Origin of the sequence: Phytohabitans maris (assembly GCF_031085175.1) — a bacterium.
GTDB classification, from domain to species: Bacteria; Actinomycetota; Actinomycetes; order Mycobacteriales; family Micromonosporaceae; genus Phytohabitans; species Phytohabitans maris.
In genome coordinates this window covers 36,276-61,414 of the sequence record NZ_JAVHUY010000020.1, presented here as the reverse complement: position 1 = coordinate 61,414, position 25,139 = coordinate 36,276, and the positions used below count along the sequence as shown (strand labels likewise).

Here is a 25,139-nt window from a genome sequence, read left to right as displayed (position 1 = left end):
AACCGTCCATGGAGGTTGCCGTGTCCCGTTCCAGAGCCCTGCTCATCACGCTCGCGATGGCCCTGACCGCCGGGGTCGCGGCGATCTGGCTGGCGCCGGCGGCGTCGGCGGCGACGCCGACCGCTGTGTTCACGAAGACTTCTGACTGGGGTTCTGGTTGGGAGGGGAAGTACACGATTACGAACGGGGGTGCGTCGACGATCACGTCGTGGGCGGTGGTCTTCGACTTGCCGGCTGGTACGACGGTCGGCACGTACTGGGATGCGCTGATGACGTCGTCGGGTCAGCGGTACACCTTTACCAACAGGTCCTGGAACGGGACGCTCGCTCCGGGTGCGAGCACTTCGTTCGGCTTCCTGGGCAACGGCTCGGGGTCGCCGCTCAACTGCACGCTCAACGGCCAACCCTGCGGCGGCGGAACGACGCCGACCACCGCGCCTCCCACGACGACCGCGCCGCCTCCCACGAGCCCGCCGCCTTCCACGAGCCCGCCGCCCAACACCGGGCCGCTGCCCAAGCACTTCCTCACCGGGTACTGGCACAACTTCGTCAACCCCGCGGTCGAGCTGCGGCTGCGCGACGTCCCCAACGAGTACGACCTGGTGGCGGTCGCCTTCGCCGAGGCGAGCAGCACGCCCGGCGCGGTGACCTTCGGCGTCGACCCGGGGCTGGCGAGCGCGCTCGGCGGCTACACCAACGCCGCCTTCAAGGCCGACGTGCAGGCGCTCAAGGCGCGCGGCAAGAAGGTCATCCTCTCCGTGGGCGGCGAGGCCGGCCGCGTCTCCGTCGGTGACTCGGGTGCCGCGACCAACTTCGCCAACTCGGTCTTCGCGATCATGCAGGAGTACGGCTTCGACGGCGTCGACATCGACCTGGAGAACGGCCTCAACCCCACGTACATGGGTCAGGCGCTGCGCTCACTCCGCTCCCGGGTCGGCGCCAACCTGATCATCACGATGGCGCCGCAGACCATCGACATGCAGTCGACCGGCGCGTCGTACTTCCGCCTAGCGCTGGACATCGTCGACATCCTCACGGTCGTACACACGCAGTTCTACAACTCCGGCTCGATGCTCGGCTGCGACCAGTCCTTCGCGTACTCCCAGGGGACGGTCAACTTCCTCACCGCGCTCGCCTGCATCCAGCTCGAAAACGGGCTCCGCCCCGACCAGGTCGCGCTCGGCCTGCCGGCCGGACCCGGTGCGGCCGGTGGCGGCGTCGTCGCGCCCAGCGTGGTCAACCAGGCGCTCGACTGCCTGGCCCGCGCCACCAACTGCGGCAGCTTCCGGCCGCCGCGCACGTACCCCGGCATCCGGGGCGCGATGACCTGGTCGATCAACTGGGACGTCGCGAACGGCAACAACTTCGCCCGCACCGTCAAGCCGCACCTCAACACCCTCCCGTAGGAGTACGCAGTGAGAAGACTCCTCACCCTCGCGCTCATGTCGACGGTGGCCGCTGCCGCCGCCGTCGCCGTGGCCACGCCCGCCTCCGCCGCGACCGCGACCTTCGCCCGCACGTCGAGCTGGGGCACCGGGTACGAAGCCAAGTTCACCGTCACCAACGACACCTCGACCACGATCAACGGCTGGAACGTGCAGTTCGACCTGCCGTCCGGCAGCACGATGGGCACCTACTGGGACGCGCTGCTCACCTCGTCAGGGCAGCACCACACGTTCACCAACCGCTCGTGGAACGGGACGCTGGCGCCGGGCGGCACCGCGTCGTTCGGCTTCATCGTCACCGGCAACGGCGACCCGACCAACTGCACGGTCAACGGCGGCTCGTGCGCCGGCGGCGGCCCGACCAACCCCGGCGCGCCCGGTACGCCGGGCAACTTCCGGGTCACCGGTACCACGAACACCGGCGTCTCCCTCGCCTGGAACGCCTCGTCCGGCACGGTCACCGGCTACCGGGTGTACGAGGGCTCCACCGTGCGGGCCACGGTCACCGGTACCTCGACCACGATTTCCGGGCTCGGCGCCTGCACCTCGCACAGCTACACGGTCGCGGCGTACAACTCCTCGGGCGAGTCGGCCCGCTCCGGCGCGGTCTCCGCCAACACGACCGGCTGCCCGACCGGCGGCGGCCCGATGGCGGCGGCGCCGTACATCTATCCGGGCTGGGGCAACCCGCCAGCACCGTCCACTGTGATGAGTGCGACCGGGATCCGCTGGTTCACGATGGCGTTCATCCTCTCGGCCGGCGGCTGCACGCCCGGCTGGGACGGCGGCCCGCTGACCGGCGGCACCCACGCCAGCACGATCAGCGCGATCCGGGCGGCCGGCGGTGACGTGATCCCGTCGATCGGCGGCTGGAGCGGCAACAAGCTCGGTCCGAACTGCTCCACCCCGCAGGCCCTCGCCGCCGCGTACCAGCAGGTGATCAACACGTTCAGCCTGAAGGCGATCGACGTCGACATCGAAAACACCGACGAGTTCGAGAACCCGACGGTGCAGGACCGCATCCTGGGCGCCATGAAGATCGTCAAGCAGAACAACCCCGGCATCAAGACGATCATCACGTTCGGTACGACCACGAGCGGGCCGTCCGCGACCGGTATCCGGCTGATCAACCAGGCGGCCGCGTTGCAGGCCAACATCGACGTGTTCACGATCATGCCGTTCGACTTCGGCGGCGGCGCGAACATGTACCAGAGCACCGTCAACGCCTCGGAAGGGCTGAAGAACGCGCTGAAGACGGCCTTCGGCTGGAGCGACGCGGTCGCCTACAGCCACATGGGCATCTCCGGCATGAACGGCCTCTCCGACCAGCAGGAGCTGACCAGCCCGGCGACCTGGACCCAGATCCGCGACTGGGCCAAGGCGCGTGGCCTGGCACGGCTGGCGTTCTGGGCGGTCAACCGGGACCGGCCCTGCCCGGGTGGCGGCGTGGTCTCCAACTGCAGCGGCATCTCCCAGTCCGACTGGGAGTTCACCCGGATCACCGCCGGCTTCTAGCCACCATTTCATGATCAAAGCTCCCGCCACGTCGCTAGAACGGCATGACGGGAGCTTTGATCACGGGCGGGGGCGCAGTGAGCTGTCCCGGATCTGGAGCTTTGTCTCCAGGGTGAGCGTCATGGGCGGGCGCTCGGGCTCGGCGATCCGCTGGGTGAGCAGGGCGGCCGCCTCGCGGCCCAGCTCGTACGTCGGCTGGGCGACCGTGGTCAGCGAGGGGCGTACGAGGTGGGCCCAGGGCAGGTCGTCAAAGCCCACCACGCCCATCTCGTCCGGCACCGGGATCCGGCTGTCGACAAGGCACTCGACCGCGCCGACCGTCATCAGGTTGTTGGTCGCGAAGAGCGCGTCGGGGCGGAGGCGCAGGCCGAGCAGCGCGGCCATCGCCCGGTAGCCGCCCTCCTCCCGGAAGTCGCCGTGCCGCACCAGCTCCTCCTCGCACGGGCGGCCGTGCTCCTCCAGGGCCCGCCGGTAGCCGCGCAGCCGCCGGGTGGCGGTGAAGACGCCGGCCGGCCCGGTCACGCAGGCGATCCGCCGGTAGCCGGACTCGATCAGGTGGGTGGTGGCCAGGTAGGCACCCTGCTCGTTGTCGACAAGTACGGTGTCGACGTGCGCGCCGCCCTGCTGGCGATCGATCACCACGACCGGTACGCGGGCATCGGCCAGCCGGTTGACGTGCTGCGCCTTGCCGGCGGGGGAGATGATGACGCCGGCCATCTGCTCGGCGAGCGCCGCGTCGACGTACTGCCCTTCCTTGGCCGGATCTTCGTCGGTGTTGCAGAGCACGACCGAGTACCCGGAGCGCTGGGCGCCGTCCTCCACGCCGCGGACCAGCGAGGTGTAGAACGGGTTGCTGATGTCGGAGATGATGACCGCCCAGAGCGTGGTGCGGCTGCGCCGCAGGTTGCGGGCGACGGCGTTGGGCCGGTAGGCGAGCTCCCGCATGGCGTCGCGGACCCGCTCCGCCAGCGCCGGGTCCACATTGGCGTGTCCGTTGGCGACCCGGGACACCGTCGCCGGTGACACCTCCGCCCGCCGCGCGACGTCATAGATCGTCGCCATGGCACCTCCCCCCTCAGAAGCCCCGCTTTGCCGCCCCGGAATGATCGCAGAATGGGCACGGACTGCGATGTCCCTCGACCACGATACGTATTCGCCGCACCCCGTGGACTGCCCGAAAATTCCCCGAGGGAGGGAAAGAATCACAGCTCAGCGCGGGGGACGGCGGGATTACTCCCCGGTACGCTGCCGGAATGACTGAGCAGCGAATCGCGATCGTGACCGGTGCCGCGCGCGGTATCGGGGCGGCGACATCCAAGCGGCTGGCCGCCGATGGCATGGCGGTGGCGGTGGTCGACCTGGACGAGGCGGCCGGCAAGGCGACGGTGGACAGCATCGTGGCCGCCGGTGGGCGGGCGCTCGCCATCGGCGCGGACGTTGCCGACCGGGCCCAGGTCGACGCGGCGGTCGAGCGGGTGGTGGCCGAGCTCGGGCCGCCGACCGTACTGGTCAACAACGCCGGCGTGCTCCGCGACAACCTGCTCTTCAAGATGACCGACGACGACTGGGACACCGTGCTCTCGGTGCACCTGCGCGGCGCGTTCCTCTTCAGCCGGGCCACCCAGGCGCACATGGTCCAGGCGAAGTGGGGCCGTATCGTCAACCTCTCCAGCACCTCCGCGCTGGGCAACCGCGGCCAGGCCAACTACGCCGCCGCCAAGGCCGGCATGCAGGGCTTCACGAAGACGCTGGCGATCGAGCTCGGCCCGTTCGGCGTGACGGCCAACGCGGTCGCGCCCGGCTTCATCGTCACCGAGATGACCGCCTCCACGGCCGCCCGGCTCGGCGTCGACTTCGCGGAGTTTCAAAAGGCGCGGGCCGCGGAGACGCCGGTGCGCCGGGCCGGCACCCCGGACGACGTCGCGCACACCGTGTCGTACCTGGTGAGCGAGGGCGCCTCGTTCGTAAGCGGCCAGGTGATCTACGTAGCCGGCGGCCCCCGCGACTAGCGATCTCTCGGAGTCGGGGTGATGGGGAGGAGGGGTGACCGGGACCGAAGGCGGAGGGTGAGGCCGCGGGAGCAGCGGTCCGGACCACGACGGGCGTCGCGGTAGCTCGATATTTGGTCGTGAGATGGGTCTTCAGGGCTGTGCGTGGTCGACCGCGGCGGCGCGGTCGGCGCGGGCCGTGCGGCGTAGCCAGTAGAGGCCGATGAGCGGCAGGACGAGCGGGACGAAGCCGTAGCCGCGGCCGTAGACGGACCAGACCGAGTCGTCCGGAAAAGCCGCTTTGTCCGCGATGCTCAGCGTGCCTACCACCAGGACGCCGGCCAGCTCCACCGAGCAGCAGATCAGCGCCAGCCGCCGGCCGGAGGCGCCGCCGCGGGCCAGGCCGATCGTCGCGACCAGGTAGATCAGGGCGGCGAGGGCGGAGAGCAGGTAAGCCTCGGGCGCCTCGTCGAACTTGGTGGCGATCTGCACGGTGGCGCGGGCACCGGCGGAGAGCGCGAAGATCCCGTACACGATCACGAGGACCAGGCCGGGCCCCGAGTTGAGCCGGTCACGCACCGGTGGCCTCCCAGATCTGGTTGAGCCGTGCGACGAGCACGGGCATCACGAGCAGGGCTACGGTCAGGATCACCGAGCCCCACCGGGTCGGCTCCAAGCGGGCCAGCGCGATCGCGACCGGCGGCAGCGCGAGGAACGTGAAGAGGTAGCCCACGAACGTGCCCACCTCGGTGGGGCGGTCGCCGCCGATCATCGCGATCACGGCGACCACGGTCAGCACGAGCGCCGCCACCTCGACGAGCGCCGTGCCCACGTAGTGGCTGAGGTCCGGCGGCCGGTTGCGGATCGCCGCGACGAGGCACAGCAGCGCGACCACGAGTGCCGCGACGATGACGATGGCCCCGAGGGAGTCGTTCACGCGGACACTCTACTAATTCACGTAGTAGGGCTGGGGACGCCAACGGCGCCAACGTCGGACCGATTGTGCGGTGACGGATCAGTCACGTGACGCCTATAGTTGACGTTGGTCGATGGTCACCGGGGAGGCCCTCGTGGAGTTGACCGCCGTCTCCGCTCTGTTGGTGGTCGCTGGCTGCGTCGTGTTCGGCCTTGTGGTCCTGGCCGCGATCGCCGAGCGGCCGCGCCGGCAGCCCCGCCCCGATCCGGCAAAGCTGCGCGCCGCCGCCCGCGCGCTGGCCGCCCACGCCGGTCACACGCACGCCATCGCCGGGCGGGCCGCGGCGGCCGCGATCGAGGCACGGGAGCGGCTGGCGGCGGCGGAGGAGACCCGCGAGGAGGCCTGGCAGGCGCAGGAGGCGGCCGGTGCGGCGTTCCAGGCCGCCTGGCAGGAGGCGCAGGCGGCGCGGGACGAGCGTGACGCCGTTCCGACGGTCGACCTGGAGCTGGTCGTGGCCGGCGACGTCGAGGGGGCCGACGGCGACCGGCAGCGGGACGTCTCCCGGGCCGCCCTCTCCGCGTACCGGCGCGGTGACCTCTCCGTCGACGAGCTGCGCGAGGTGTGGCGCCGGGCCGGCGACTGGGATCCGGAGCAGGAGGAGCGCGAGCGGCGGGCCGACCACCTCCGGGCGGAGGAGCTGGCCGCGCGGCGGGCCTACGAGCGGGCCGCGCTGTTTGCCCGGCAGGCCGCCGAGGCGCTGTGGGCCGCCGAGGCCGATTCGCGGGCGATGTCCGGTGAGGCGATGGCCGCCGCGGCGGAGGCGCACGAGGCGCTGCTGGTCACGCAGCGGTTCGCCGGCAAGGGCGAGGGGCGGAAGAAGAAGCGGCGCAAGCGCTGACCTGCCGGTCCGGCCGGGCACCCCGCCGCCTAGGGTGACCTGCGTGGGAATGAGATTTGGGCTGCTCGGCACGGGTCACTGGGCGGCGGAGACGCAGGGCGCGGCGCTGGGCGCGCACCCCGGCGTGGACCTGGTCGCGGTGTGGGGCCGTGACGGGGCGAAGGCGGCGGCGCTCGCCGGGCGGTACGGCGCGACCCCGTACACCGACCTGGACGCCCTGCTGTCCGAAGTGGACGCCGTGTCGATCGCGCTGCCCCCGGACGTCCAGGCCGACCTCGCCGTACGGGCCGCCACGGCGGGCAAGCACCTGCTGCTGGACAAGCCGATCGCGATGGACACCGCGGCGGCGGACCGGATCGTGGCGGCGGTACGCGAGCGCGGCCTCTCCTCGGTCGTCTTCTTCACCAACCGCTTCCGCGACAACATCGTGCGGTTCGTCGAGGAGACCGCGGCGACCGGCGGGTGGCTGGGGGCCCGGGTGACCCAGTTCGCCTCGATCTTCCAGCCCGGCAACCCGTACGGCGCCTCGCCCTGGCGCCGCGAGCGGGGCGCGCTGTGGGACATCGGCCCGCACGTGCTCTCGGTACTGCTGCCGGTGCTCGGCCCGGTCGCCGAGGTCAGCGCGGTGGGCGGGCCCCGGGCCACCACCCACCTGACGCTGCGGCACGCCGGCGGTGCCGTGACGACCGCCTCCCTGACGCTCGACGCGCCGGCCGGGGCGATGCTGCGGGACACCGACTTCTACGGCGAGCACGGCGTCGCCTCGATGCCGGTACCGGAGGGGAGCGCGGTCTCCGCGTTCGGCGCGGCGGTCGACCGGCTGCTCGCGGGCGGGCAGGAGCCGTGCGACGCCGGGTTCGGGCGCGAGGTGGTGGCCGTACTCGAGGCGGGGGATATCGCCCTGCGCGAAAAGCGGCCGGTCGCGGTGGCCTGAGGGGTTACGGTCGCGGCAAGCGACGCACCCGGCGACCGCACCGGGCACCGCTTCCAGGGAGGCCCCTCATGGACCTGCGACACGATCCGCTCCGGCCGTGGCGCCCGCCGCTCGGTCCCGGCTCGCCGGGGCAGCCGCCGCTCCCGCCCGAGCTGCCGGCCAGCGAGGGCGTGCCGCCGTGGCTCCAGGAGCGCCTCTTCGACCAGCGGATGGTCGTGCTCACCGGGCGGCTCGACGACGGCGCGGCGACCCGGGCGGCCGCCGCGCTGATGACGCTCGACGCGCTCGGCAGCGAGCCGGTGCGGTTGCAGCTGGCCACGCCCGACGGCGACCTGGCCGCCGCGTTCGGGCTGATCGACGTGATCGACTCGATGGGCGCGCCGGTGCACGCGGTGGTCACCAGCCTCACCGGCGGCGCCGCGGTGGGCCTGCTCGCGGCGGCGGAACGGCGGCTGGCGTACCGGCACGCGCGCATCCGGCTCAGCGAGCCGCGGGCGGCGGCGGTGAGCGGTACCGCCGACGAGGTGGCCGCCGCCGCGGGGCAGTACCTGCGCGAGCTGGAGGAGCTGGCGGTGCGGATCGCGACCACCACCGGGCAGCCGCGTAGCCGGATCGAAGACGACCTCTCCGCCGGCCGGATGCTCACCGCCGAGCAGGCCAAGGAGTACGGCCTGCTGGACGAGATCGTGGGCCCGGACAAGTAACCGGTATCAGGCAAGTAGCCGGTGTCAGGTATGAATCGGGCATCGTCCGCCCCGGGACCGAGTGATCCTCTACGACTTTGGTCGTAGCCGGTGGGCGTGACATTCCACTTCCGGTAGGTCGTCGCGGGCCGGACGCCTACCTAGGCTCGAAGGCATGGGGGAACCGCAACACCAGTTGAAAGCCGAGGTCACCGTCGGCGCGAGGGGGATCGACGTACGCGTCGCCGGTGAGATCGACATCGCGAACGTGGACGAGTTCCGGGCGGTGCTGTGGGCCTTGCCGGCCACGCCGGCGCCGCTGCGGGTCGATCTGGGGGAAGTCGGCTTTCTGTCCGCCGCGGGGGTCCGGGCGCTGGTCGCGGTGCATCTGCGCACCCGCGCCCGGGGCGGGCAGCTGGTCATCTGCAATCCGAACGCGGTGGTCCGCCGCACGCTCCGCGCCACCCGGGTCAACCGGGTGATCCCGATCGTCGGCTCCTCGGTCGCCGAGGACGTCACCCGCCCCTGGCCGGAGCCGGTGCCGATCCGCCGTTCGCTCGCCGAGCTGTGACCGCCTGACGCGGCCGTGGCGCCGCGCCCGGGCCCGGAGAGGAACGCAGCGGGGGTGCATCCCCCCGGGAAGCACCCCCGCCGTCCCTCCCCCCAGCCCCAGAGGGGGAGCGGGCCGCGCGGCGCACCCCCATGCGCCGGCACGGCTCTGTGAAGTCCGGATACAGGAGCACCGAGCGGCGCCCGTGATACGCCGAAAAATTCTTTCGTGGGTACGTATCAGCGCGACTTTGATCACCTCCTCCCTTGTGCGCGACGCACTGTCGCTTCGGTGATATCGAAACGCACCTACGATGGCGCAGTGTGTGAGTGTGCAGGTCAGGCCCGGCCTTGGCGGCGGGGATCGGATGGGAGGGGGGTGCGATGACGTCGGCGACCTCTGACGACACCGGGGTCGGAGCGGCCTCCTGGGAAGTGGCCGCGCGGGAGTTCGCCGCGTGGCGGGCCGGTGACCGGGCGGCACTCGACCGCCTGGTTCGGCTGTTGACGCCGGTGTTGTGGCATCTTGTCCGGGCATATGGGCTCGATCGCGAGTCGGCCGAAGACGTGGTGCAGACGACCTGGCTCGCGTTGGTGCGCAATGTGGACTCGGTGCGTGACCCGCAGGCGGTGCTCCGGTGGACGACCACCACCGCGCGCCGCGAGGCGTGGCGCACGGCCCGGGCCGGCAAGCGGGTAGACGTGGCCGAGCCGCAGACGCTCGACGCCGCCCTGCCCCCGGTCGGTGGGCCGGACGGCACCGTGCTCGCCGAGCGCACCGCGCGGACACTGTGGCGCCACATCGCGGAGTTGTCCGAGCGTTGCCAGCGGCTGCTGCGCGTGATCGCGTTCGAAGACCGGCCGGACTACGCCTCCCTCTCCACCGAGTTGGGGATCGCGGTGGGCAGCATCGGGCCGACCCGCGGGCGCTGCCTCGAAAAGCTACGCGGCCTGCTGGCCGCCGATCCGGAGTGGAGTGACCGGCGTGACTGACGACCTGACGCTGTTGCGTGCGGTCCACGATATGTACGACACGTTGGACCCGCCGCCGGCTGACCTCGCCGACCGCGTGCTCTTCACGCTGGGGCTGGAAGACTTGGAATTCGAGCTCATGCGGCTGCAGGAGACCCTCCAGCCGGTCGGCGCGCGTGGCCCGGAGACCGCGTCGACGGTCACCTTTTCGGCGGAAAGCCTCACTGTGATGGTGACCGTGTCGGATTCGGGACCGCAGCGGCACCGGATCGACGGTTGGATCGCACCAGGCGGGGCCCTTCGGGTCGAGCTGCGCACCCCGCGAGGTGTGCACGAGACCCAGGCCGACGTCGACGGGCGGTTCGCCTTCGCGGAGGTGCCGTCCGGCCTGGTGCAAATCATGATCCATCCGACGTCCGGGGCGACGGTACCCCTGCACCGCCCGGTGGTGACGCCGCCGGTCCAGCTTTAGCCCCAGACCTCTTTTCGTGGGGAGTTTCATCGTGGCCACCGCAGACAAGCACGTCCCGACACCGCCGGCCGGTCTCCTGGCAGCACACGGCGCCCGAGCGCTCGATCCCGTCTCGGCCCAGGTGCTGCCCGACCAGCGGCTCCAGTCCACTGTCTACGTCGCCAACCGGCTGCTGATGCGCCCGGGCGGAGGTGACCACCGGCGCCTCTTCAACGAGGTCGGTGCCGGGCTCCAGCTCCAGCTCGACGACCCGCCCGCGGGCGGCCGCTGCGTGCGCGTCTCACCCGGCAACGGTGGCCCGGCCACTCCCGACGCGTGGCGGGTGCTGCAGGCGGCCCGGTCGAAGGACGCGGCCCGTTCGCGCGCTCTGGGCCTCGGCCTCGACCACCTCATGTTCGCGACGAGCTCGCCGATCACGGGGAGCCCGTTCCACTCGGCCTTCCCGTTCCACTCCGCGTTCCCGTTCCATTCGGCGTTCCCGTTCCACTCCGCCTTCCCGTTCCACTCGGCGTTCGGCGGGCCGATCGCGCAGTACGGGATGCTCGGTTTCGGCGCCACCCAGCCGGTCAACCTGGTCCTGCCGACCCCGCTGCGCCAGGCGACGGTGACCCCGCGGCGGCCGGTGGTGGCCGTGCTCGACACCGGTTGCGGCGACCACCCCTGGTTCGCCGAAGGGCTGCTCGACCCGATCAGCGCGCTCGTCGGCGACGACGGCACCGCGCTGGACACGACGGGCGACGTGACCGGCCCGCTCGACGGGATGCGCGACCCGCTCGCCGGGCACGGCACGTTCATCTGCGGCCTGGTCCGGCAGGCCTGCCCGGACGCCGACATCCTCCCGGTACGGGTGATCCACTCCGACGGCGTGATCGTCGAGTCCGAGCTGCTCGCGGCGCTCCAGACGCTTCGCGAGCTGGCCCGCAAGGCCGCCGCGGGGGAGGCGGGCGGCCAGGCGATCGACGTGATCTCGCTCTCGCTGGGCTTCTACCACGAGTCGCCGGACGACGACGCGTACATGTCGCTGCTCTACGAGGAGGTCCGCGAGCTCGCCGAGCTCGGCGTCGCGGTGGTGGCCGCCGCCGGCAACGACGCCACCGCGCGGCCGATGTTCCCCGCGGCGTACGCCGAGCCGCCGCAGGGCGTCGACGCGCCGGCCGTACCGGTCTCCAGCGTGGGCGCGCTCAACCCCAACGGCTCGATCGCGCTCTTCAGCAACACCGGCTCGTGGGTGCGCCACTGGGAGCCGGGTGCCGCTGTGGTGAGCACGATGCCGAGGTTCGACCACGCGATGGGCGCCGGCGCGGCGTACCCCGACCCGTTCCACGGGCGGAGCCGGGAAAACATCGACCCGGACGACTTCGGCGGCGGGTTCGCGATCTCCAGCGGCACCTCGTTCGCGGCGCCGATCCTCGCCGGCCGGATCGCCAAGGCGCTGATCGCGTCCAACGGTGTGGGTTCGCTGCTGATGACCGAGAGCGACCCGGTCAAGCGGATGCAGCGGGCGATCGAGGCGCTGCGGCCGCAGCCGTAACGGGTGGCGGCGGCAAACGGAGCGCCGCCGCTGGAGTATCGGTCGAGACGGGGTCGCGGGCCGCCGTGCCATGATGGGGCGTGTCCGTCGCCAGTGCCGCCGAGCTGCACGCCCAGTCCGTTCGGGAGACCGAGCACGGACGGCACGCCGCGGCTCGGCGGCTGCTGCGGGCCGCGCTGGGCAGCGGCCCCGACCCCGAGCTGCGCGCCCGGATCCTGATCAGCCTCGCCTACCACCAGGCCGAGGCGCGCAGCCTCGACGCGGGGCTGCGCCTGCTCGCCGAGGCCGACGAGGTGCCCGACCTGCCGCAGCGGCTACGGGGCATGGTCGCCGCGCAGCGCGGCCTGCTCTACATGCGGGCCGGCCGGTCGGGTGACGCGCTCGCGGCGCTCGACGCGGCGGTGGGCCTGCTCGACGAGTCGGTGCCGGAAGACATCTGCCGCCCCCTGCTCAACCGCGGCATCCTGCACATGCAGCGCGGCGTGCTGGCCGCGGCCCGCGCCGACTTTCGCCGCTGCGTCGAGGTCGCCGGCCGGCACGAGCTGGGCATGCTGGCCGCCAAGGCGTCACACAACCTCGGCTACCTGTCGCTGCTGTCCGGCGCGTTGCCGCAGGCGCTGCGCGAGATGGACGCGGTGTGGGCCACGCTGGCCGGCGAGTCCCCGACGTACGCGGCGGTCTGCCACATCGACCGCGCCCAGGTGCTGCTCGCCGCCGGCCTGTGGCGCGAGGCGGACGACGACCTCGCGCACGCCGTCGAGCTCTTCCGCGGGGCCAAGGCGCCGCAGGACCAGGCCGAGGCGGAGCTGGCCCGGGCCCAGGTCGCCCTGCTCGAAGAGCGCTACGCCGACGCGCGGCGCCTGGCCGAGCGGGCCCGGCGCCGTTTCGTGGCCCGCGGCGCCGACGCCTGGGCGCTGCTCGCCGAGCACGTGGCCGTCGCGGCGGCGGTCGGGCGGGGGCAGCGGGTGCGGGGCGCGGCCGAAGACGCCGCCCGGGTCGCCACCGGGCTCGCCGCGGCCGGCCTCGACGACGACGCGCGCCGGGCCACGCTGACCGGTGTGGCGGCGCTGCTCGCCGTCCGTCCACAAGGGAGCGTCGAGGGGATCCGGGCGGCGGCCGGCGGTGCGATCCGGCTGCGCCGCGACGACCCGATCGCCACCCGGCTGGCCGCCCGCTCGGTGCGCGCCGGGCTCGCTGACGCCGAAGGGGAGCCGGGGCGGGCCGACGCCGAGCTGCGGGCGGCGCTGGCCGACCTGCACCGCTACCAGGCCTCGTTCGGCAGCCTCGACCTGCAGACCGCGGTGAGCGGCCACGGCCGTCACCTCGCCGAGCAGGGGCTCGCCCGCGCGCTGGCCTCCGGCCGGCCGGCGACCGTCTTCGGCTGGGCCGAGCGGGCCCGGGCGCTCTCCACCCGGCTGCCGCCGGTGGTGCCGCCGGCCGATCCGGAGGCCGCCTCGATGCTGGAGGAGCTGCGTCACCTCCGCGTCGAGCTGCGCGGCGCCGTGCTCGCCGGCCAGCCCGCACCCGGTCTGCGCGCCCGCTGCGCCCAGCTCGAGCGGCTGATCCGGCAGCGCTCCTGGTACACGCCGGGGCCGGGGCAGACACTCGCGCCCGCCCCGCTCGGCGACGTGCAGGACAGGCTGGGCGTGGCCGACGCGACGTACGTGGCGCACCTGCTCTCCGGCGGCCGGCTGCACGCGCTCGTGGCCGGGCCGCGCCGCCGCGCGTTGATCGACCTCGGCCCGGCGGCGCCCGCCGTCGAGCTGCTGCACCGGGTCCGTGCCGACCTCGACGCGCTCGCCACGCTCAACCTGCCCGAGCCGATGCGGGTCAGCGTGCGCGCGGCCAGCCGCCGCTCCCTGCACCGCCTCGACGAGCTGCTGTGGCACCCGCTGCGCCGGCACCTCGCCGAGGGCCCGCTGCTGCTGGCGCCGGCGGCCGGGCTCGTGGCCGTACCGTGGACGCTCCTGCCGGCGCTGCGCGGGCGCCCGCTGGCGGTCGTGCCGTCCGCGACCGCGTGGCTGGCCGCCCGTGACCGGGCCGTGCTGCCGTCGCGGCCCACGCTGGCGCTGGCCGCGGGGCCGCGGGTGGCCCGGGCCGCGGAGGAGGTGCGGCTGGTCGCGGAGGTGTGGTCGGCGCGGTCGCCGACGGAGTCCACCACCGCCGGGGTACGGGACGCGGTGCGCTCCGCCGACGTACTGCACGTGGCCGCGCACGGCGTGCACGAGCCGGACAACCCGCTCTTCTCACACCTGGAGCTGGCGGACGGGCCGCTCTTCGGCCACGAGCTGCACCAGCTGCCGCGGCTGCCGGCGCACATCGTGCTGTCGGCGTGCGAGCTGGGCCTCGCCCGGCCGCGACCGGGCGAGGAGACGCTGGGGATGACCGCCGCGCTGCTGCACGGCGGCGCGGGGAGTGTCGTGGCCGGCGTCGCGCGGATCGCCGACGCGGTCGCTTACCAGGTCGGTCCGGCCCACCACGCGGCGCTGCGAGACGGGCAGTCACCGGCCGCCGCGCTGGCGGCCGCCATCGAGAGCGCGGCGAAGGCCGAGGAGGACCTGGCGCCGCTGGTCTGCTTCGGCGCCGGTTGGTGAGGTTCTCTCATGCAGGACAGGAGCGGGCTGGCGGAAATCCGATACACCTCGCGTCGCGATCGCGCTAGCGTTGTCGCCATGGCACACGCCCTGACCAACATGACCCCCGCCCGGACGGGTGCGTGGGGTCTCACCTCGGTTGTCAGGCCCCGGCCGGTGCGTCCGGCCCTGGGCTGACGCCGCACACCCACTCCGCGTTCTCTTCCAGGGCCCTCCGAGTCCCCGAATCGTCTCGGACAGGCCTCGCTTTCGCGCGCGCTCAAGCCTTCGCGCCGGCCTGTCCGCGTATGCCGGCCCGCTCGTGGGCCGGTGGGAGAGGACGCCGGCAGTGGCGCACAACACCCGATCAAGCCGCAATACCCAACGAATCCACAACGAGCGCGACCGCAGCCGCCGCGTGCTGTCGCAGACGTTCCTGCACGACCCGGACGAGCTGGACCGCGTGGTACGGGCCGCCGATCCGGGCCGCGGCGACCTGGTACTGGAGGTGGGCGCCGGCGACGGGCGGCTCACCCGGCGGCTGGCCAAGGTGGCCGGGCGGGTCGTGGCGTACGAGGTCGACCCCGCTCTCGCCACCACCCTGGCGGTACCGGAGAACGTGGCCGTACGGCACCAGGACTTCCTGACCGCCCGGGCGCCCCGCGAGCCGTTCGCGGTGGTGGGCAACATCCCGTACGCGCTCACCGCACCCATCGTGCAGTGGTGCCTGCGGGCGCCTGCGCTCACCGCGGCGACGCTGGTGACCCAGCTGGAGTACGCGCGCAAGCGCACCGGCGACTATGGACGGTGGAGCCGGCTGACCGTGTCGACGTGGCCGGAGTTCCACTGGGGACTGTCCGGGCGCATCCCGCGGCGGGCCTTCCGGCCGGTGCCCCGCGTCGACTCCGGCATCCTGCGGCTGGAACGGCGACCGGTGCCGCTCGTGCCCGCCGGGCGGATGGCCGCCTACCAGTCCTTTGTGGACCTCGGCTTCGGCGGCGTGGGCGGCTCGCTGCACGCCTCACTGCGCCGGCGGTACCCAGCTCGCCGGGTGGACGGGGCCTTCCGGGCGGCGCGGCTGGAGGCATCCACTGTGGTCGGTCACGTGTGGCCGGAGCAGTGGCTGCTCCTCTTCCGCCTGCTGCAGGCCCCCCGCCCGTAACCCTCGCCCCCGCCTCCCGCCCGTGACCTTCGCCCCCCCCCGTGATCGAAGCTCCCTTCATGCCGTTCTAGCGACGTGAAGGGAGCTTCGATCACCGGCTAAGCCGTCACTCCTGATTGGACGGCCAGCACCGCCAGGCGTACCCGGTTGGGTGTCCCGGTCTTGGTCATGAGGCTCGCGATGTGCGTCTTCACCGTGGTGACCCCGAGGTGGAGGCGCTCCGCGATCTCGCCGTTCGACAGGCCCTCGCCGACCAGGGCGAGCACCTCGGTCTCCCGCGGTGTGAGCCCGAAGTCCGGCCGGGCCGGGTACGCGGGCGCGGAACGGCTGTGCACCGCGGACGCGACGAGGCGGCGCAGCACGGCCGGGCTGAACGGAGAGTCGCCCGCGGCCGCCCGGCGCACCCCGTCCAGCAGGTCCTCGGGGGCGGCGTCCTTGACCAGGAAGCCGCAGGCGCCGGCGGCCAGGGCCGGGTAGAGGTGGTCGTCGTCGTCGAACGTGGTGAGCACGACCACCCGTACGGCCGGGCGGGCGGCGAGGACCCGTGCGGTGGCGGTGATGCCGTCGACGCCCGGCATCCGCAGGTCCATCAGGATGACGTCGGGCAGCACCTGGTCGGCGAGGCGTACGGCGTCGGCGCCGTTGTCGGCCTCGCCCACCACCTCCAGGTCGGGTGCCGCGGCGCAGAGCATGCGCAGCCCGGCGCGGACCAGGTGCTGGTCGTCGGCGAGCAGCACCCGGATCACGCTCGGGCCTCCACCGGTGCCGGCTTCTGGTGGCAGGTCTTCGTGGTGCGGGCGGTGACCGGTGGCGTGGCCGAGGGGAGCAGGGCCGACAGGCGCCACCCCCGCCCCGCGCGTCCCACCGACAGCGAGCCGCCGAGCAGCTCGACCCGCTCCCGCATGCCGACCAGCCCGTGGCCGGGGGCGCCGCCGGCGGTGGGGAGGGCCGGCGGGCTGGCGCCACCGTCGTCGACGATCTCCAGCAGCACCGCGTCGTCGGGCGTGAGGCGCATGGAGACCTCGGCGTGGGCGGCGGTACCGGCGTGCTTCGCCACGTTCGTGAGGCCCTCCTGGGTGAGGCGCAGGACGGCGAGCCCGCGTACCGGATCGAGCCCACCCACCGCGGGGTCGACCGAGGACGCGATGTCGAGCCCCACCTGGCGGCCGCGCTGCACCACCTCGTCGAGCGCGGCGTGCAGCTCGCCCGGCTCCACGAACGGCGGGGTGTCGCCCACCTCCGGGTCGCGCAGCACGGTGACCAGCCGGCGCAGGGCCGACAGCGTGGCGGTGCCGCTGCCGTGAACGTCGTCGAGCACCTCGCGCACGCTGGGGTCGTCGGTCGGCAGCACGTGCCGCGCGACGCCGACCCGCAGCACGATCGAGGCGACGTGGTGGGCGACGACGTCGTGCAGCTCGCGGGCGATCGCCGTACGCTCGGTGGCCCGCGCGGCCCGCGTCTCGGAGAGGCGGCGCCGCTGCTCCTCGGCCACCCGCTGCTGCGCCTGGGCGGCGGTCTGGCGCACCGAGCGGATGTACGCGCCGATCAGCACCGGCGCGCCGACCATGACCGCGGCCCGGTACAGCAGGGAGGGCAGGCCGTCGCTCGGGTGCAGGACGTAGACGGTCGCCGGAGCGAGCGCGCCGACCAGCACCTGCCAGCCGGAGCGGCGCATGGCGAGCTCGAAGAGGGCGACGGCCGCCGCGATCTTCACGACGACGGCGGCGTTGTTGCCCACCTCGTACGCCAGCATGAGCAGCCCGGACTGCGCGACGGAGGTCGCCAGCGGCCACCGCCCGCCGCCCGCGCTCAGCCCCACGGCGGCGAGGGCGATCACCCAGTCGGCCATGGTCGGCGGCGGTGCGGGGGCGCGCAGCAGCACCAGATAGCCGACGGTCAACACGAGCAGCAGCGTCAGGCGCGCCGGCCAGGCCCGCTCGTCGAAGAGCCGGCCGATCCACTGGGTCACCACATTCGAACAGTAGGCCCCGGACGGACGTGCTGGCCTCCTGCCGCGGCAGGAGACGACACAATGGGCCGGTGACGAGTGAAGATCCGTACACGGTGGTCTGGTCGGAACAAACCGCTCATCTCGGTCGCATCGCGGGCGAAGAGGCCGGCTGGTACGCGGCGACGGCCGCCGCACTGGTCCGCCCGGACGACCGGCTCGCCGTCGATGTGGGCTGTGGCGGCGCCGGCATGACCCGGGCGCTGGCGACCGCCCTGGGCGCGCAGGGGCGGGCGGTCGGCGTGGACGGCGAGCCGGCGATCCTGGAAGCGGCGAAGGAGCGCGCACCGCACCTGGAGTTCGTCGCCGCCGACCTCGACGGTGACCTCACCGACCTGCGCGCCGCGCTCGGCGAGCCGGCCGACCTGGTGTGGGCGTCCGCGTCGGTACACCACGCGGGCGACCAGCAGGCCGCGGTGAACGCGCTGGTCGGCCTGCTCGGCCCCGGCGGCCGGCTGGCGCTCGCCGAAGGCGGCCTGCCCGCCCGCCACCTGCCGTGGGACCTCGGCGTGGGCGAGCCCGGCCTGGAGGTCCGGCTGGACGCCGCGCAGGACCGCTGGTTTGCGGCGATGCGCGCCAGCCTGCCCGGCTCGGTGCGCATGCCGTACGGCTGGAGCGAGTGCCTGCGCCGCGCCGGCCTCACCGGCGTGACCGCCCGCACGACGCTCTTCGAGCGCGAACTGCCGCTCACCGACGCCGAGGTCAACCGCGTGCTCGACAAGCTGACCCACCGGGTCGACCACCTGCGCCCCGCCGGCCTGCTGGACCCCGCCGACCTGGACGCCTGGGACCGGCTCCTCGACTCGGCCGACACCGCCTGGCTCGGCCTCCGCGACGACCTCTACTGGCTCGACGCCCGCACCGTCCACACCGGACGCTGCCCGTAGCGCGCTGCGGGCCGCCTGCACCGGCGCCTGACCCCCAGGATCCCTCAACCCAAAGATTGAGCTACCGCGACGTCCGCGGTGGTCCAGACCGTCGCGGGCCCGTGGGCACCGAGCGTCTACGGGCGGGCCAGGGCCAGCCACTCGTGGGCGGTTACCTCGGAGCCGGGAGCCGCCAGCAGCCGGTCCAGGGTGCCGGGCACGCGGGCGGTCAGGTCCCACAGGGCGCCGCCGGGGAGGCGGACGCGGGCCAGTGGCACGCCCGCCACGTACGCCTGGCCGGGCGCGACCAGCCAGCGCAGCAGCCGGGCCGAGCCGCCCGGGATGGCGAACGACAGCGGGATCGACGGCTCGGGCGAGGTGGCGGCGGGCACCCGGCGCGGGCCGCTGTGGGGGAGCCAGCGAGCCGCACCGCGTACCACGGCGAGGTCTGGGTCTTCGACCTTGTGGAGCGGGAGGCGCAGCGCCTGCTGGAGGAGCTCGCCCACCGCGGGCATGCGCGACCCGCCGCCCACGGTGAGGATCGCCGCGACCTGGTGTGGCGGCACGCCCACGCGGGCGAGCAGGTCGGTGCAGCAGGCGACCGTGCGGCCGAGCAGCGGCGCGGCGAGCGCCCGCAGGTCGGCCTGGGTGAGCCGGTAGGCAGGGGCGTTGGGCAGGAAGAAGTCTTCGACCGCGGGGGCGGCGCTGAGCTGGTGCTTGAGGCGCCGGGCGAAGTCGGTGACGGCCATGCCCAGCCGCAGCGTCGCCGGGTCGGACGGGCTCGCGGCGGCGGAGGAGAGCAGCGGGGCGAGCCACTCCTGCCCGTCGGCGTGGATGCGGCCGGCGAGCAGCGCGTCGAGGTCGCGGCCGCCGCAGTCGTCGAGCGTGGCGTGGCCGAGCACCTCGTGCCACCGCTCGCCGATGCGCACGAGCGCGGCGTCGAAGGAGCCGCCACCCAGGTCGTACACGAGGACGAGGTCGCCGGGGGCGAAGGGCGGGCCGGCCATCGGCGCGAACGCGGCGGCGACCGGCTCGGGCAGCAGCTCGACGGTGTCGAGGCCGGCGGCCTCGGCGGCGGCGATCATGCGGGCGCGGCGCGGGTCGCTCGGGCCGTAGCCGGCGGGCACGGTGATCAGCACGCGGCTGATCGCGGCGCCGTGCAGGCGCTCGGCCTCGGCGCGGACCGCCGCGAGCAGCGCGACGACCTGCTCGACCGGGCGAAACCTCCGGCGGCCGAGCACCACCGACGAGTCGGCCGCCAGGCCCCGCTTGAACTCGGCGGCGAACGACTCGGGCTCGGAGCGCTTGCGCCGCTCGGCCAGCGCGCCGACGAGCATCTGCTGCCCGTCCCAGAAGACGGCGGACGGCCAGGTGGCGGCCCCGGTCACCGGCTCGGGCACCGGCCACGCCTCCTCGCCGGCGACCACGGTCGCGGCCGAGGTCGTGGTGCCGAAGTCGACCACGAGCACGGGCGTGTCGCGCGGCCGGGACGAGGGCGGGGACTCAGACGTGCCAGACATCGACCAGGCTCCTGCCCTCGGACTCCCAGTTGGCCAGCAGGTGCCGCCCGTCGGCGCTGAACCCGACCAGCGCCCGCCGGTCCGGTGACTCGCGGGCCCGGAACACCTCCTGCTCGGTCGCGATGTCGTGGACCAGCAGCACCCACGAGCCGGCGCCGGCCTCCGCCATCGCGGCGCGCAACTGCCCGTCGGGGCTGGCGACCGTGGCGCCGAAGCCCTGGGTGCGGCTGCGCCCGGAGTAGTCGGGGTGGCGGCGGATCCACGCCTCGTCGGTGACCTTGTCGACCCGGCCGCCGGTGCGCAGGTCCCAGATCGTGAACGTGGAGCGCCGGTAGCGCCCCACCGCCTTGCCCTCGGCCTCGGTGGCCAGCCGCCACTCGATCTCGTTGACCCGGACGTCGGAGGCGCCGGCCGGGTCGCGGAAGCGGGTCACCAGCTTGCCCGTGTCGACGTCCCAGACCGAAAACCAGCTCTCCGAGTCCCAGGCGACCAGGCAGAGCCGCCCGTCCGGACCCACGAACACCCGGCCGCCGACCGGGGCCGCGCCGCTCGCCTCGGGAACGAACTCGCCGATCACCGCGGTGTCGCCGACCGCGCGGTAGCGCACGTATCGCCCGGCGCCGTCGCACTCGACCAGCCGCTTGCGGTCGGGGGTGAGCAGCCACGAGCCGGCGACCTCCAGCCGGTGCTCGAGCGGGGGCGGGTGCTCGGCGAGCGCCTTGGGCGTCTTGGCGGCCGAGGCGACCAGCACCGGACCGACCTGCTGGCCGGGGGTGGCGCGGTGGGCGAGCAGGGTGCCCGCCTGGGGCGCGACGAGGTCGAACACCCGGTCGTCGGGCACCCGCACCCGGGCCACGACGGCACCGGCCGGGTACGGCTCGCCCTCGGGCACCAGCCACCGCACCAGCTCGCCCCGGCCGCCCGGGACGTCCCAGGCGACCGGCTCGATCCGCCAGCTCGGCCGCTCGGCCGGCACCGCGCGGCTGAGCGCGCCGACCGACCAGCGGGCCGCGCCACGGGCCGCCGCCAGCTCCGGCTCGGCCGCCCGGCGCACGGGATGGCCGAGCGCCGCACGGAGGGTCGGCTCGGCCATCGGCAGCCGCGCGCCGCCACCGGCGAGCACGACGGCGCCCAGGTCGGCCGGGGTGGCGCCGGCGGCGGCGAGCACCGCGTGGCAGCTGGTGGCCAGCCACCGCAGCACCGGCTCGGCGAACGCCGCCAGCCACTCCCGGGTCAGCCGGTAGGGCGGGGTGATCGGCGTGAGGTGGTCGGCGACCTCTTCGGCGTCGGCGAGCTGGTGCTTGAGCCGGCGCACGAAGTCGATCGCCTCGTAGTAGGCCCGCAGGCCGGCGTCGCCCGGCGCGGCCAGCAGCGGCTCCAGCCAGGCGCGCCCCTCGGAACGGAGATCGTTGATCAGCAGGGCGTCGAGGTCGTGACCGGCGGCCGAGGTCTCCTGGGCGAGCTGGACGGTGTGGTTGCCGCGCACCTGCACCAGCGAGACCGTCCACGTGGCGCCGAGCACGCAGGTCAGCACGAGCGCGCCGCCGGGCAGCCCGCCGCCGGTCTCCGGGTCGACCGCCACCGCCACCGCGCTCGACAGCAGCTCCACATCGGAGAAACCCGCCGCCTCGCCGGCCGCGATCAGCACGTCGCCGCGCGGGTCGCCGGGCAGGTACGCCGCGGGTGTGGTGAGCGTCACGCGGTCGACGTCAGCGCCGAACTGCTGCCGGGCCTCGGCGCGCACGACCGTCAGGTAGGCACCCAGCGCCTCGCCGCCGGTGACCTCCCGCCCCTCCAGCCACATCGAGGCCTGCGCGTCGACCGCCCGCCGCGGGCCGTCGATGTAGCGCCGGGGGATGGCCCGCTTGCGCCGCTCGGCAGCGGTGCCGACCAGGTAGCCGCCGTCGTCGAGGCACACCGAGGACGGCCACACCAGGCTGCCGGTGCCCGGCTCGCGCAGGAGCCCGGACTGGTCACCGACGACCAATGCCACGCGGGTGGCCGACGTGCCGACATCGACCACCAGGATCGGCTCGGCCATGAGCGGTCCTCGGGGGTTGGGGGGATTGAGGGGCGGCTGGGAGTTTCGCACTACAGGGAGTTCCGGCATAGTTTCCGCGAGTCTTACGGCCGCGTCCACCCTCCAGAGGGGCAGTGCACAAGCTGAGGGGACGATATGGATGCACCGGAAACAGGTCGGTAACAATCGATCGACCAATCCGGGTACCGTACGGCTCCGAAGTACCGACATGGGTGCGCAGGCGATGAGCGGGGCTGGCATTTATGAGCGAGCGAATCGACGGGCACAGTGCGACTGGAGCCTCATGGCCGCCGCCCGCAGCGAAGCGAGGACGGTCATGAGCGACGGTGCCAACGACGGGACGCGTCGGGCGGAGCACCTGTCGGCCGTGCCCACGCCGCCGCCGGACCCCACCGCGGAGGCCAACGAGCTGCTGCGCGCGGTCGCCCGGGGCGACGAGGCCGCGTTCACCCGCCTCTACGACCTGGTGGCCGCGCGGGTGTACGGCCTGGCCCGGCGCGTCGTCCGCGACCCGGCGCAGGCCGAGGAGGTGGCGCAGGAGGTGCTCGTCGAGGTGTGGCGCACCGCCAGCCGTTTCGACCCGGCGCGCGGCTCGGCCACCGCCTGGATCTTCACGATCGCCCACCGCCGCGCCGTCGACCGGGTCCGCTCCGAACAGGCCGGCGCCGAGCGGGCCCGCCGGCTGGCGGCCGGGCAGAGCGAGACGCCGTACGACGAGGTGGTCGACCAGGCCACCACCCACCTGGAGCAGCAGCAGGTGCGGCGCTGCATCCAGACGCTCACCGGGCTGCAGCGCGAGGCGATCACGCTGGCCTACTACGGCGGCTACACGTACCGCGAGGTCGCCGAGCTGCTCGGCACCGCGCTGCCGACCATCAAGACGCGCATGCGGGACGGGCTCATCCGGCTGCGCGACTGCCTGGGCGTGGAGGTGACAGCATGACGACGGACGTCCACGCGCTCGCCGGGGCGTACGCGCTGCACGCCCTCTCCGACATCGAGCGGGCCGCCTTCGCCCGCCACCTGGCCGAGTGCGAGTCCTGCGCGCACGAGGTCGCCGAGCTGCGGGAGACCGCCGCGCGGCTGGCCGACGGCGCCTGGTCGGTGCCCCCGCCCCGCCTGCGCGACAACGTGCTCGCCGAGATCCGCCAGACCCGCCAGCTGCCTCCCGGCCGCCCGGACCGCCCGGCCCGCGCTGCCGCACCCGCCGCCGGCGGCTGGCGGCGCAGGTCGGTGGTCGTGGCCGCGGCCGCCGCCGTGGTCCTGGCCGCGGGCACGGGCACGGTCTCCTATGTGGCCCAAGAGCAGCGGGTACGGGACGAGCGCGCGACCGCCGAGGCCCTGCGCGCCGAGTCGGCCCGGATCGAGGCGGTGCTCGCCGCCTCCGACGCGCGGCTGCGCACCGGTGCGGTCACCGGCGGCGGGCAGATCACGATGGTGCTCTCGGAGAGCCGCGACGAGGGTGTGGTCATGCTCTCCGGCGCCCGGCCGCCCGGCGCCGACCGCGCGTACCAGCTCTGGTCCATCGCCGGCGGCGCGGCCAACTCGCGCGGTGTCCTCCCGGCCGGCGAGGGCGGGGCGACAAAGCTGGTCGAAGACATCCGGGGCATGGAAAACCTCGGCGTCACGATCGAGCCGGCGAGCGGCTCCCAGAAGCCGACCGTGCCGGTGGTGGCGCTCGTGGCCGTGGAGGACTGAGAAATATCGCTTTCCGGTGCCGCTAGTCTGATCGTGTGACGTTCTTCTTCCTCGCCCGCTGACCCCACCGGCGGGTCGCGGGCCCACCCACCGCTGGTGATGCGGGGCGGCGCCGCGCCGTCCCGGGTCCTGCCGCGGGAGAAGAACGATGCACGCGCGCCTCCTGGCGCGGACGGTGCGAGGCATGGAGACCCTGGTCGCCGACGAGATCCGCGCACGCGGCCTCGGTCACGTCGACCTGATCGGCCACCGCGAGGTGCACTTCACCTCGCCGGATCCGGCCGCCGTGATCCACGCCCTGCCCACCGCCGACGACGTACTGCTCGTGGCCGCCGTCATCCACGGCATCGGCCACACGAAAGAAGACCTGCGCCGGCTCGGGGAGCTGGGCGACATCTCCTGGGCGCCGCGCCGTCCCCTCGACGTCTCCGCCACGGTGGTGGGAGCGCGCCGCTTCGGCCGGTACGACGTCGAGGACGCCCTCGGCACACACCTGTCGAGAGCGCTCGGCGTGCCGTACCACTCGCGCCGCGGCGGTCTGCGCCCACCACCCGGTACCACCTCGTGGCGGGTGACGATCGAGGGCAAGCGGGCCACCGTGGCCGTACGCCCGGGCGACCGCCCCAGCCACCGCCGCGACTACAAGCGGGCGAGCGTACCCGGCACGCTGCACCCGCCGGTGGCCGCCGCGATGGTACGGCTGGCCGCCGTCGAACCCGGCCACGTGCTGCTCGACCCGTGCTGCGGCGCCGGTACCCTCCTGATCGAGGCGGCCGGCACCGGTGCCCACCTGCTCGGCGCGGACGCCGACACGACCGCGCTGCGGGCCGCGGGCAGCAACGCGGACGGGCTCGGCGCCCGCTGGATCCACGCCGACGCCGGCGCCCTCCCGCTGCATACGGCCAGCGTCGACCGCATCCTGGTCAACCCGCCCTGGGACCGCCAGGTCGCCGCCCGCGGGCGGATCGCCCAAGGCCCGTCCCGCCTCTGGACCGAGCTTCGCCGCGTCCTCAGCCCCGGCGGCCGCCTGGTCGCCCTCGTGCGCGAAGCCCCACCGCCCGCCTGGCCGATCCTCGCCCACCACCCGATCCGCCTCGCCGGCGCCGAGGCGACCATCCTGGTCGCCGCCCCGCCCGCCTGATCAGGCACGCGCCCCTGCGCCCCGCTTCTCGCTCGTTGATCGAGACGATCCATCCCGGGACGGCCGGCGGCTGCGGACGGACGCTGAGCTTTGTAAACGGCTGGGCCGCGCAGGCGAGCGAGGCGGCGTCGCGGAATCAGATCGTGGTACTTAGCTGCCCCCAGAGGGGCACTCAAATACCACGATCACCGGCTGGGCGCGGGGCGTGGGGCGCGGGGCCGGGCGGG

Annotated in this window: 23 protein-coding genes; 16 read left to right on the top strand and 7 right to left on the bottom strand. The window is 74.0% G+C overall.

Annotation, left to right across the window (positions count from 1 at the left end; translation table 11 throughout):
* The first annotated feature begins 20 nt into the window (after nucleotides 1-20).
* A complete protein-coding gene (locus RB614_RS21865) occupies nucleotides 21-1,406 on the top strand; it encodes a chitinase (protein ID WP_308714441.1) in 1,386 nt (461 codons plus the stop codon).
* A 9-nt stretch (nucleotides 1,407-1,415) separates the two neighbouring features.
* The gene (locus tag RB614_RS21860) at nucleotides 1,416-2,960 is read left to right on the top strand and encodes a cellulose binding domain-containing protein (RefSeq protein ID WP_308714440.1); all 1,545 of its coding nucleotides are present in this window, start codon (nucleotides 1,416-1,418) and stop codon (nucleotides 2,958-2,960) included.
* 60 nt (nucleotides 2,961-3,020) lie between these two features.
* On the opposite strand, the gene RB614_RS21855 is transcribed toward RB614_RS21860, so the two are convergent.
* On the bottom strand, nucleotides 3,021-4,022 hold the full coding sequence (locus tag RB614_RS21855; RefSeq protein ID WP_308714439.1) for a LacI family DNA-binding transcriptional regulator: 1,002 nt from the start codon (nucleotides 4,020-4,022) through the stop codon (nucleotides 3,021-3,023).
* Between the two features lie 191 nt (nucleotides 4,023-4,213).
* Between RB614_RS21855 and RB614_RS21850 the strand changes: the two genes are divergently transcribed.
* Nucleotides 4,214-4,969 carry an SDR family oxidoreductase gene (locus RB614_RS21850; RefSeq protein WP_308714438.1) on the top strand — a complete coding sequence of 252 codons (756 nt, stop codon included), beginning with the start codon at nucleotides 4,214-4,216 and terminating at the stop codon, nucleotides 4,967-4,969.
* Nucleotides 4,970-5,101: 132 nt separating this feature from the next.
* Here the strand turns inward: RB614_RS21850 and RB614_RS21845 are convergent, their stop codons facing one another.
* On the bottom strand, nucleotides 5,102-5,527 hold the full coding sequence (locus RB614_RS21845; protein WP_308714437.1) for a hypothetical protein: 426 nt from the start codon (nucleotides 5,525-5,527) through the stop codon (nucleotides 5,102-5,104).
* Nucleotides 5,520-5,885 (bottom strand): hypothetical protein, encoded by a 366-nt coding sequence (locus tag RB614_RS21840; RefSeq protein WP_308714436.1) that lies wholly within the window; start codon nucleotides 5,883-5,885, stop codon nucleotides 5,520-5,522. Before RB614_RS21840 ends, RB614_RS21845 begins: the two co-directional genes overlap by 8 nt.
* Nucleotides 5,886-6,018: 133 nt before the next feature.
* Here RB614_RS21840 and RB614_RS21835 point away from each other — a divergent pair, with 133 nt between their 5' ends.
* The 9 genes from RB614_RS21835 (at nucleotide 6,019) to erm (ending at nucleotide 15,638) form a co-directional block, all read left to right on the top strand.
* Nucleotides 6,019-6,762: a hypothetical protein gene (locus RB614_RS21835; protein ID WP_308714435.1), complete on the top strand. Its 744-nt coding sequence runs from the start codon at nucleotides 6,019-6,021 to the stop codon at nucleotides 6,760-6,762.
* A gap of 49 nt (nucleotides 6,763-6,811) precedes the next feature.
* Nucleotides 6,812-7,696, top strand: coding sequence for a Gfo/Idh/MocA family protein (locus tag RB614_RS21830; RefSeq protein WP_308714524.1), 885 nt, complete (start codon nucleotides 6,812-6,814; stop codon nucleotides 7,694-7,696).
* A 68-nt stretch (nucleotides 7,697-7,764) separates the two neighbouring features.
* The gene (locus tag RB614_RS21825; protein WP_308714434.1) at nucleotides 7,765-8,400 is read left to right on the top strand and encodes an ATP-dependent Clp protease proteolytic subunit; all 636 of its coding nucleotides are present in this window, start codon (nucleotides 7,765-7,767) and stop codon (nucleotides 8,398-8,400) included.
* Between the two features lie 154 nt (nucleotides 8,401-8,554).
* A complete protein-coding gene (locus RB614_RS21820) occupies nucleotides 8,555-8,950 on the top strand; it encodes an STAS domain-containing protein (protein WP_308714433.1) in 396 nt (131 codons plus the stop codon).
* Nucleotides 8,951-9,312: 362 nt separating this feature from the next.
* Nucleotides 9,313-9,921: an RNA polymerase sigma factor gene (locus RB614_RS21815; protein ID WP_308714432.1), complete on the top strand. Its 609-nt coding sequence runs from the start codon at nucleotides 9,313-9,315 to the stop codon at nucleotides 9,919-9,921.
* Entirely contained in the window at nucleotides 9,914-10,372 is a 459-nt protein-coding gene (locus RB614_RS21810) for a hypothetical protein (RefSeq protein WP_308714431.1), read from the top strand. Before RB614_RS21815 ends, RB614_RS21810 begins: the two co-directional genes overlap by 8 nt.
* A gap of 31 nt (nucleotides 10,373-10,403) precedes the next feature.
* Nucleotides 10,404-11,903: a S8 family peptidase gene (locus tag RB614_RS21805; RefSeq protein ID WP_308714430.1), complete on the top strand. Its 1,500-nt coding sequence runs from the start codon at nucleotides 10,404-10,406 to the stop codon at nucleotides 11,901-11,903.
* Between the two features lie 80 nt (nucleotides 11,904-11,983).
* Complete coding sequence (locus RB614_RS21800) at nucleotides 11,984-14,497, top strand: CHAT domain-containing protein (protein WP_308714429.1); 2,514 nt, start codon at nucleotides 11,984-11,986, stop codon at nucleotides 14,495-14,497.
* Between the two features lie 367 nt (nucleotides 14,498-14,864).
* Nucleotides 14,865-15,638: an ErmE/ErmH/ErmO/ErmR family 23S rRNA (adenine(2058)-N(6))-methyltransferase gene (gene erm, locus RB614_RS21795; RefSeq protein WP_308714523.1), complete on the top strand. Its 774-nt coding sequence runs from the start codon at nucleotides 14,865-14,867 to the stop codon at nucleotides 15,636-15,638.
* A 98-nt stretch (nucleotides 15,639-15,736) separates the two neighbouring features.
* Here the strand turns inward: erm and RB614_RS21790 are convergent, their stop codons facing one another.
* Together RB614_RS21790 and RB614_RS21785 are read right to left on the bottom strand one after the other, a co-directional pair.
* A complete protein-coding gene (locus tag RB614_RS21790; protein ID WP_308714428.1) occupies nucleotides 15,737-16,384 on the bottom strand; it encodes a response regulator in 648 nt (215 codons plus the stop codon).
* The gene (locus tag RB614_RS21785) at nucleotides 16,381-17,607 is read right to left on the bottom strand and encodes a sensor histidine kinase (protein WP_308714427.1); all 1,227 of its coding nucleotides are present in this window, start codon (nucleotides 17,605-17,607) and stop codon (nucleotides 16,381-16,383) included. The genes RB614_RS21790 and RB614_RS21785 overlap by 4 nt, the downstream gene beginning before the upstream one ends.
* A 71-nt stretch (nucleotides 17,608-17,678) precedes the next feature.
* On the opposite strand from RB614_RS21785, the gene RB614_RS21780 reads away from it, so the two are divergent.
* Entirely contained in the window at nucleotides 17,679-18,533 is an 855-nt protein-coding gene (locus tag RB614_RS21780; protein WP_308714426.1) for a class I SAM-dependent methyltransferase, read from the top strand.
* Between the two features lie 116 nt (nucleotides 18,534-18,649).
* Here the strand turns inward: RB614_RS21780 and RB614_RS21775 are convergent, their stop codons facing one another.
* Nucleotides 18,650-20,032, bottom strand: a complete 1,383-nt coding sequence (locus RB614_RS21775; RefSeq protein ID WP_308714425.1) for an Hsp70 family protein — start codon at nucleotides 20,030-20,032, stop codon at nucleotides 18,650-18,652.
* Nucleotides 20,016-22,073 (bottom strand): Hsp70 family protein, encoded by a 2,058-nt coding sequence (locus tag RB614_RS21770; protein ID WP_308714424.1) that lies wholly within the window; start codon nucleotides 22,071-22,073, stop codon nucleotides 20,016-20,018. Before RB614_RS21770 ends, RB614_RS21775 begins: the two co-directional genes overlap by 17 nt.
* Before the next feature lie 316 nt (nucleotides 22,074-22,389).
* Here RB614_RS21770 and RB614_RS21765 point away from each other — a divergent pair, with 316 nt between their 5' ends.
* The 3 genes from RB614_RS21765 to RB614_RS21755 all read left to right on the top strand — a co-directional run bounded on the left by RB614_RS21765 (nucleotide 22,390) and on the right by RB614_RS21755 (nucleotide 24,912).
* A complete protein-coding gene (locus RB614_RS21765) occupies nucleotides 22,390-23,016 on the top strand; it encodes a sigma-70 family RNA polymerase sigma factor (protein WP_308714423.1) in 627 nt (208 codons plus the stop codon).
* Nucleotides 23,013-23,771 (top strand): anti-sigma factor, encoded by a 759-nt coding sequence (locus tag RB614_RS21760; protein WP_308714421.1) that lies wholly within the window; start codon nucleotides 23,013-23,015, stop codon nucleotides 23,769-23,771. The genes RB614_RS21765 and RB614_RS21760 overlap by 4 nt, the downstream gene beginning before the upstream one ends.
* 184 nt (nucleotides 23,772-23,955) lie before the next feature.
* Complete coding sequence (locus RB614_RS21755) at nucleotides 23,956-24,912, top strand: methyltransferase domain-containing protein (RefSeq protein WP_308714420.1); 957 nt, start codon at nucleotides 23,956-23,958, stop codon at nucleotides 24,910-24,912.
* Nucleotides 24,913-25,139 lie beyond the last annotated feature (227 nt).

What these genes read in the sequence shown, in the direction of transcription:
- RB614_RS21855 (WP_308714439.1), bottom strand. Translation starts at nt 4,022, where the DNA reads ATGGCGACGATCTATGACGTCGCGCGGCGGGCGGAGGTGTCACCGGCG.
- RB614_RS21850 (WP_308714438.1), top strand. Translation starts at nt 4,214, where the DNA reads ATGACTGAGCAGCGAATCGCGATCGTGACCGGTGCCGCGCGCGGTATC.
- RB614_RS21830 (WP_308714524.1), top strand. Translation starts at nt 6,812, where the DNA reads ATGAGATTTGGGCTGCTCGGCACGGGTCACTGGGCGGCGGAGACGCAG.
- RB614_RS21825 (WP_308714434.1), top strand. Translation starts at nt 7,765, where the DNA reads ATGGACCTGCGACACGATCCGCTCCGGCCGTGGCGCCCGCCGCTCGGT.
- RB614_RS21820 (WP_308714433.1), top strand. Translation starts at nt 8,555, where the DNA reads ATGGGGGAACCGCAACACCAGTTGAAAGCCGAGGTCACCGTCGGCGCG.
- RB614_RS21815 (WP_308714432.1), top strand. Translation starts at nt 9,313, where the DNA reads ATGACGTCGGCGACCTCTGACGACACCGGGGTCGGAGCGGCCTCCTGG.
- RB614_RS21775 (WP_308714425.1), bottom strand. Translation starts at nt 20,032, where the DNA reads ATGTCTGGCACGTCTGAGTCCCCGCCCTCGTCCCGGCCGCGCGACACG.
- RB614_RS21770 (WP_308714424.1), bottom strand. Translation starts at nt 22,073, where the DNA reads ATGGCCGAGCCGATCCTGGTGGTCGATGTCGGCACGTCGGCCACCCGC.
- RB614_RS21765 (WP_308714423.1), top strand. Translation starts at nt 22,390, where the DNA reads ATGAGCGACGGTGCCAACGACGGGACGCGTCGGGCGGAGCACCTGTCG.
- RB614_RS21760 (WP_308714421.1), top strand. Translation starts at nt 23,013, where the DNA reads ATGACGACGGACGTCCACGCGCTCGCCGGGGCGTACGCGCTGCACGCC.
- RB614_RS21755 (WP_308714420.1), top strand. Translation starts at nt 23,956, where the DNA reads ATGGAGACCCTGGTCGCCGACGAGATCCGCGCACGCGGCCTCGGTCAC.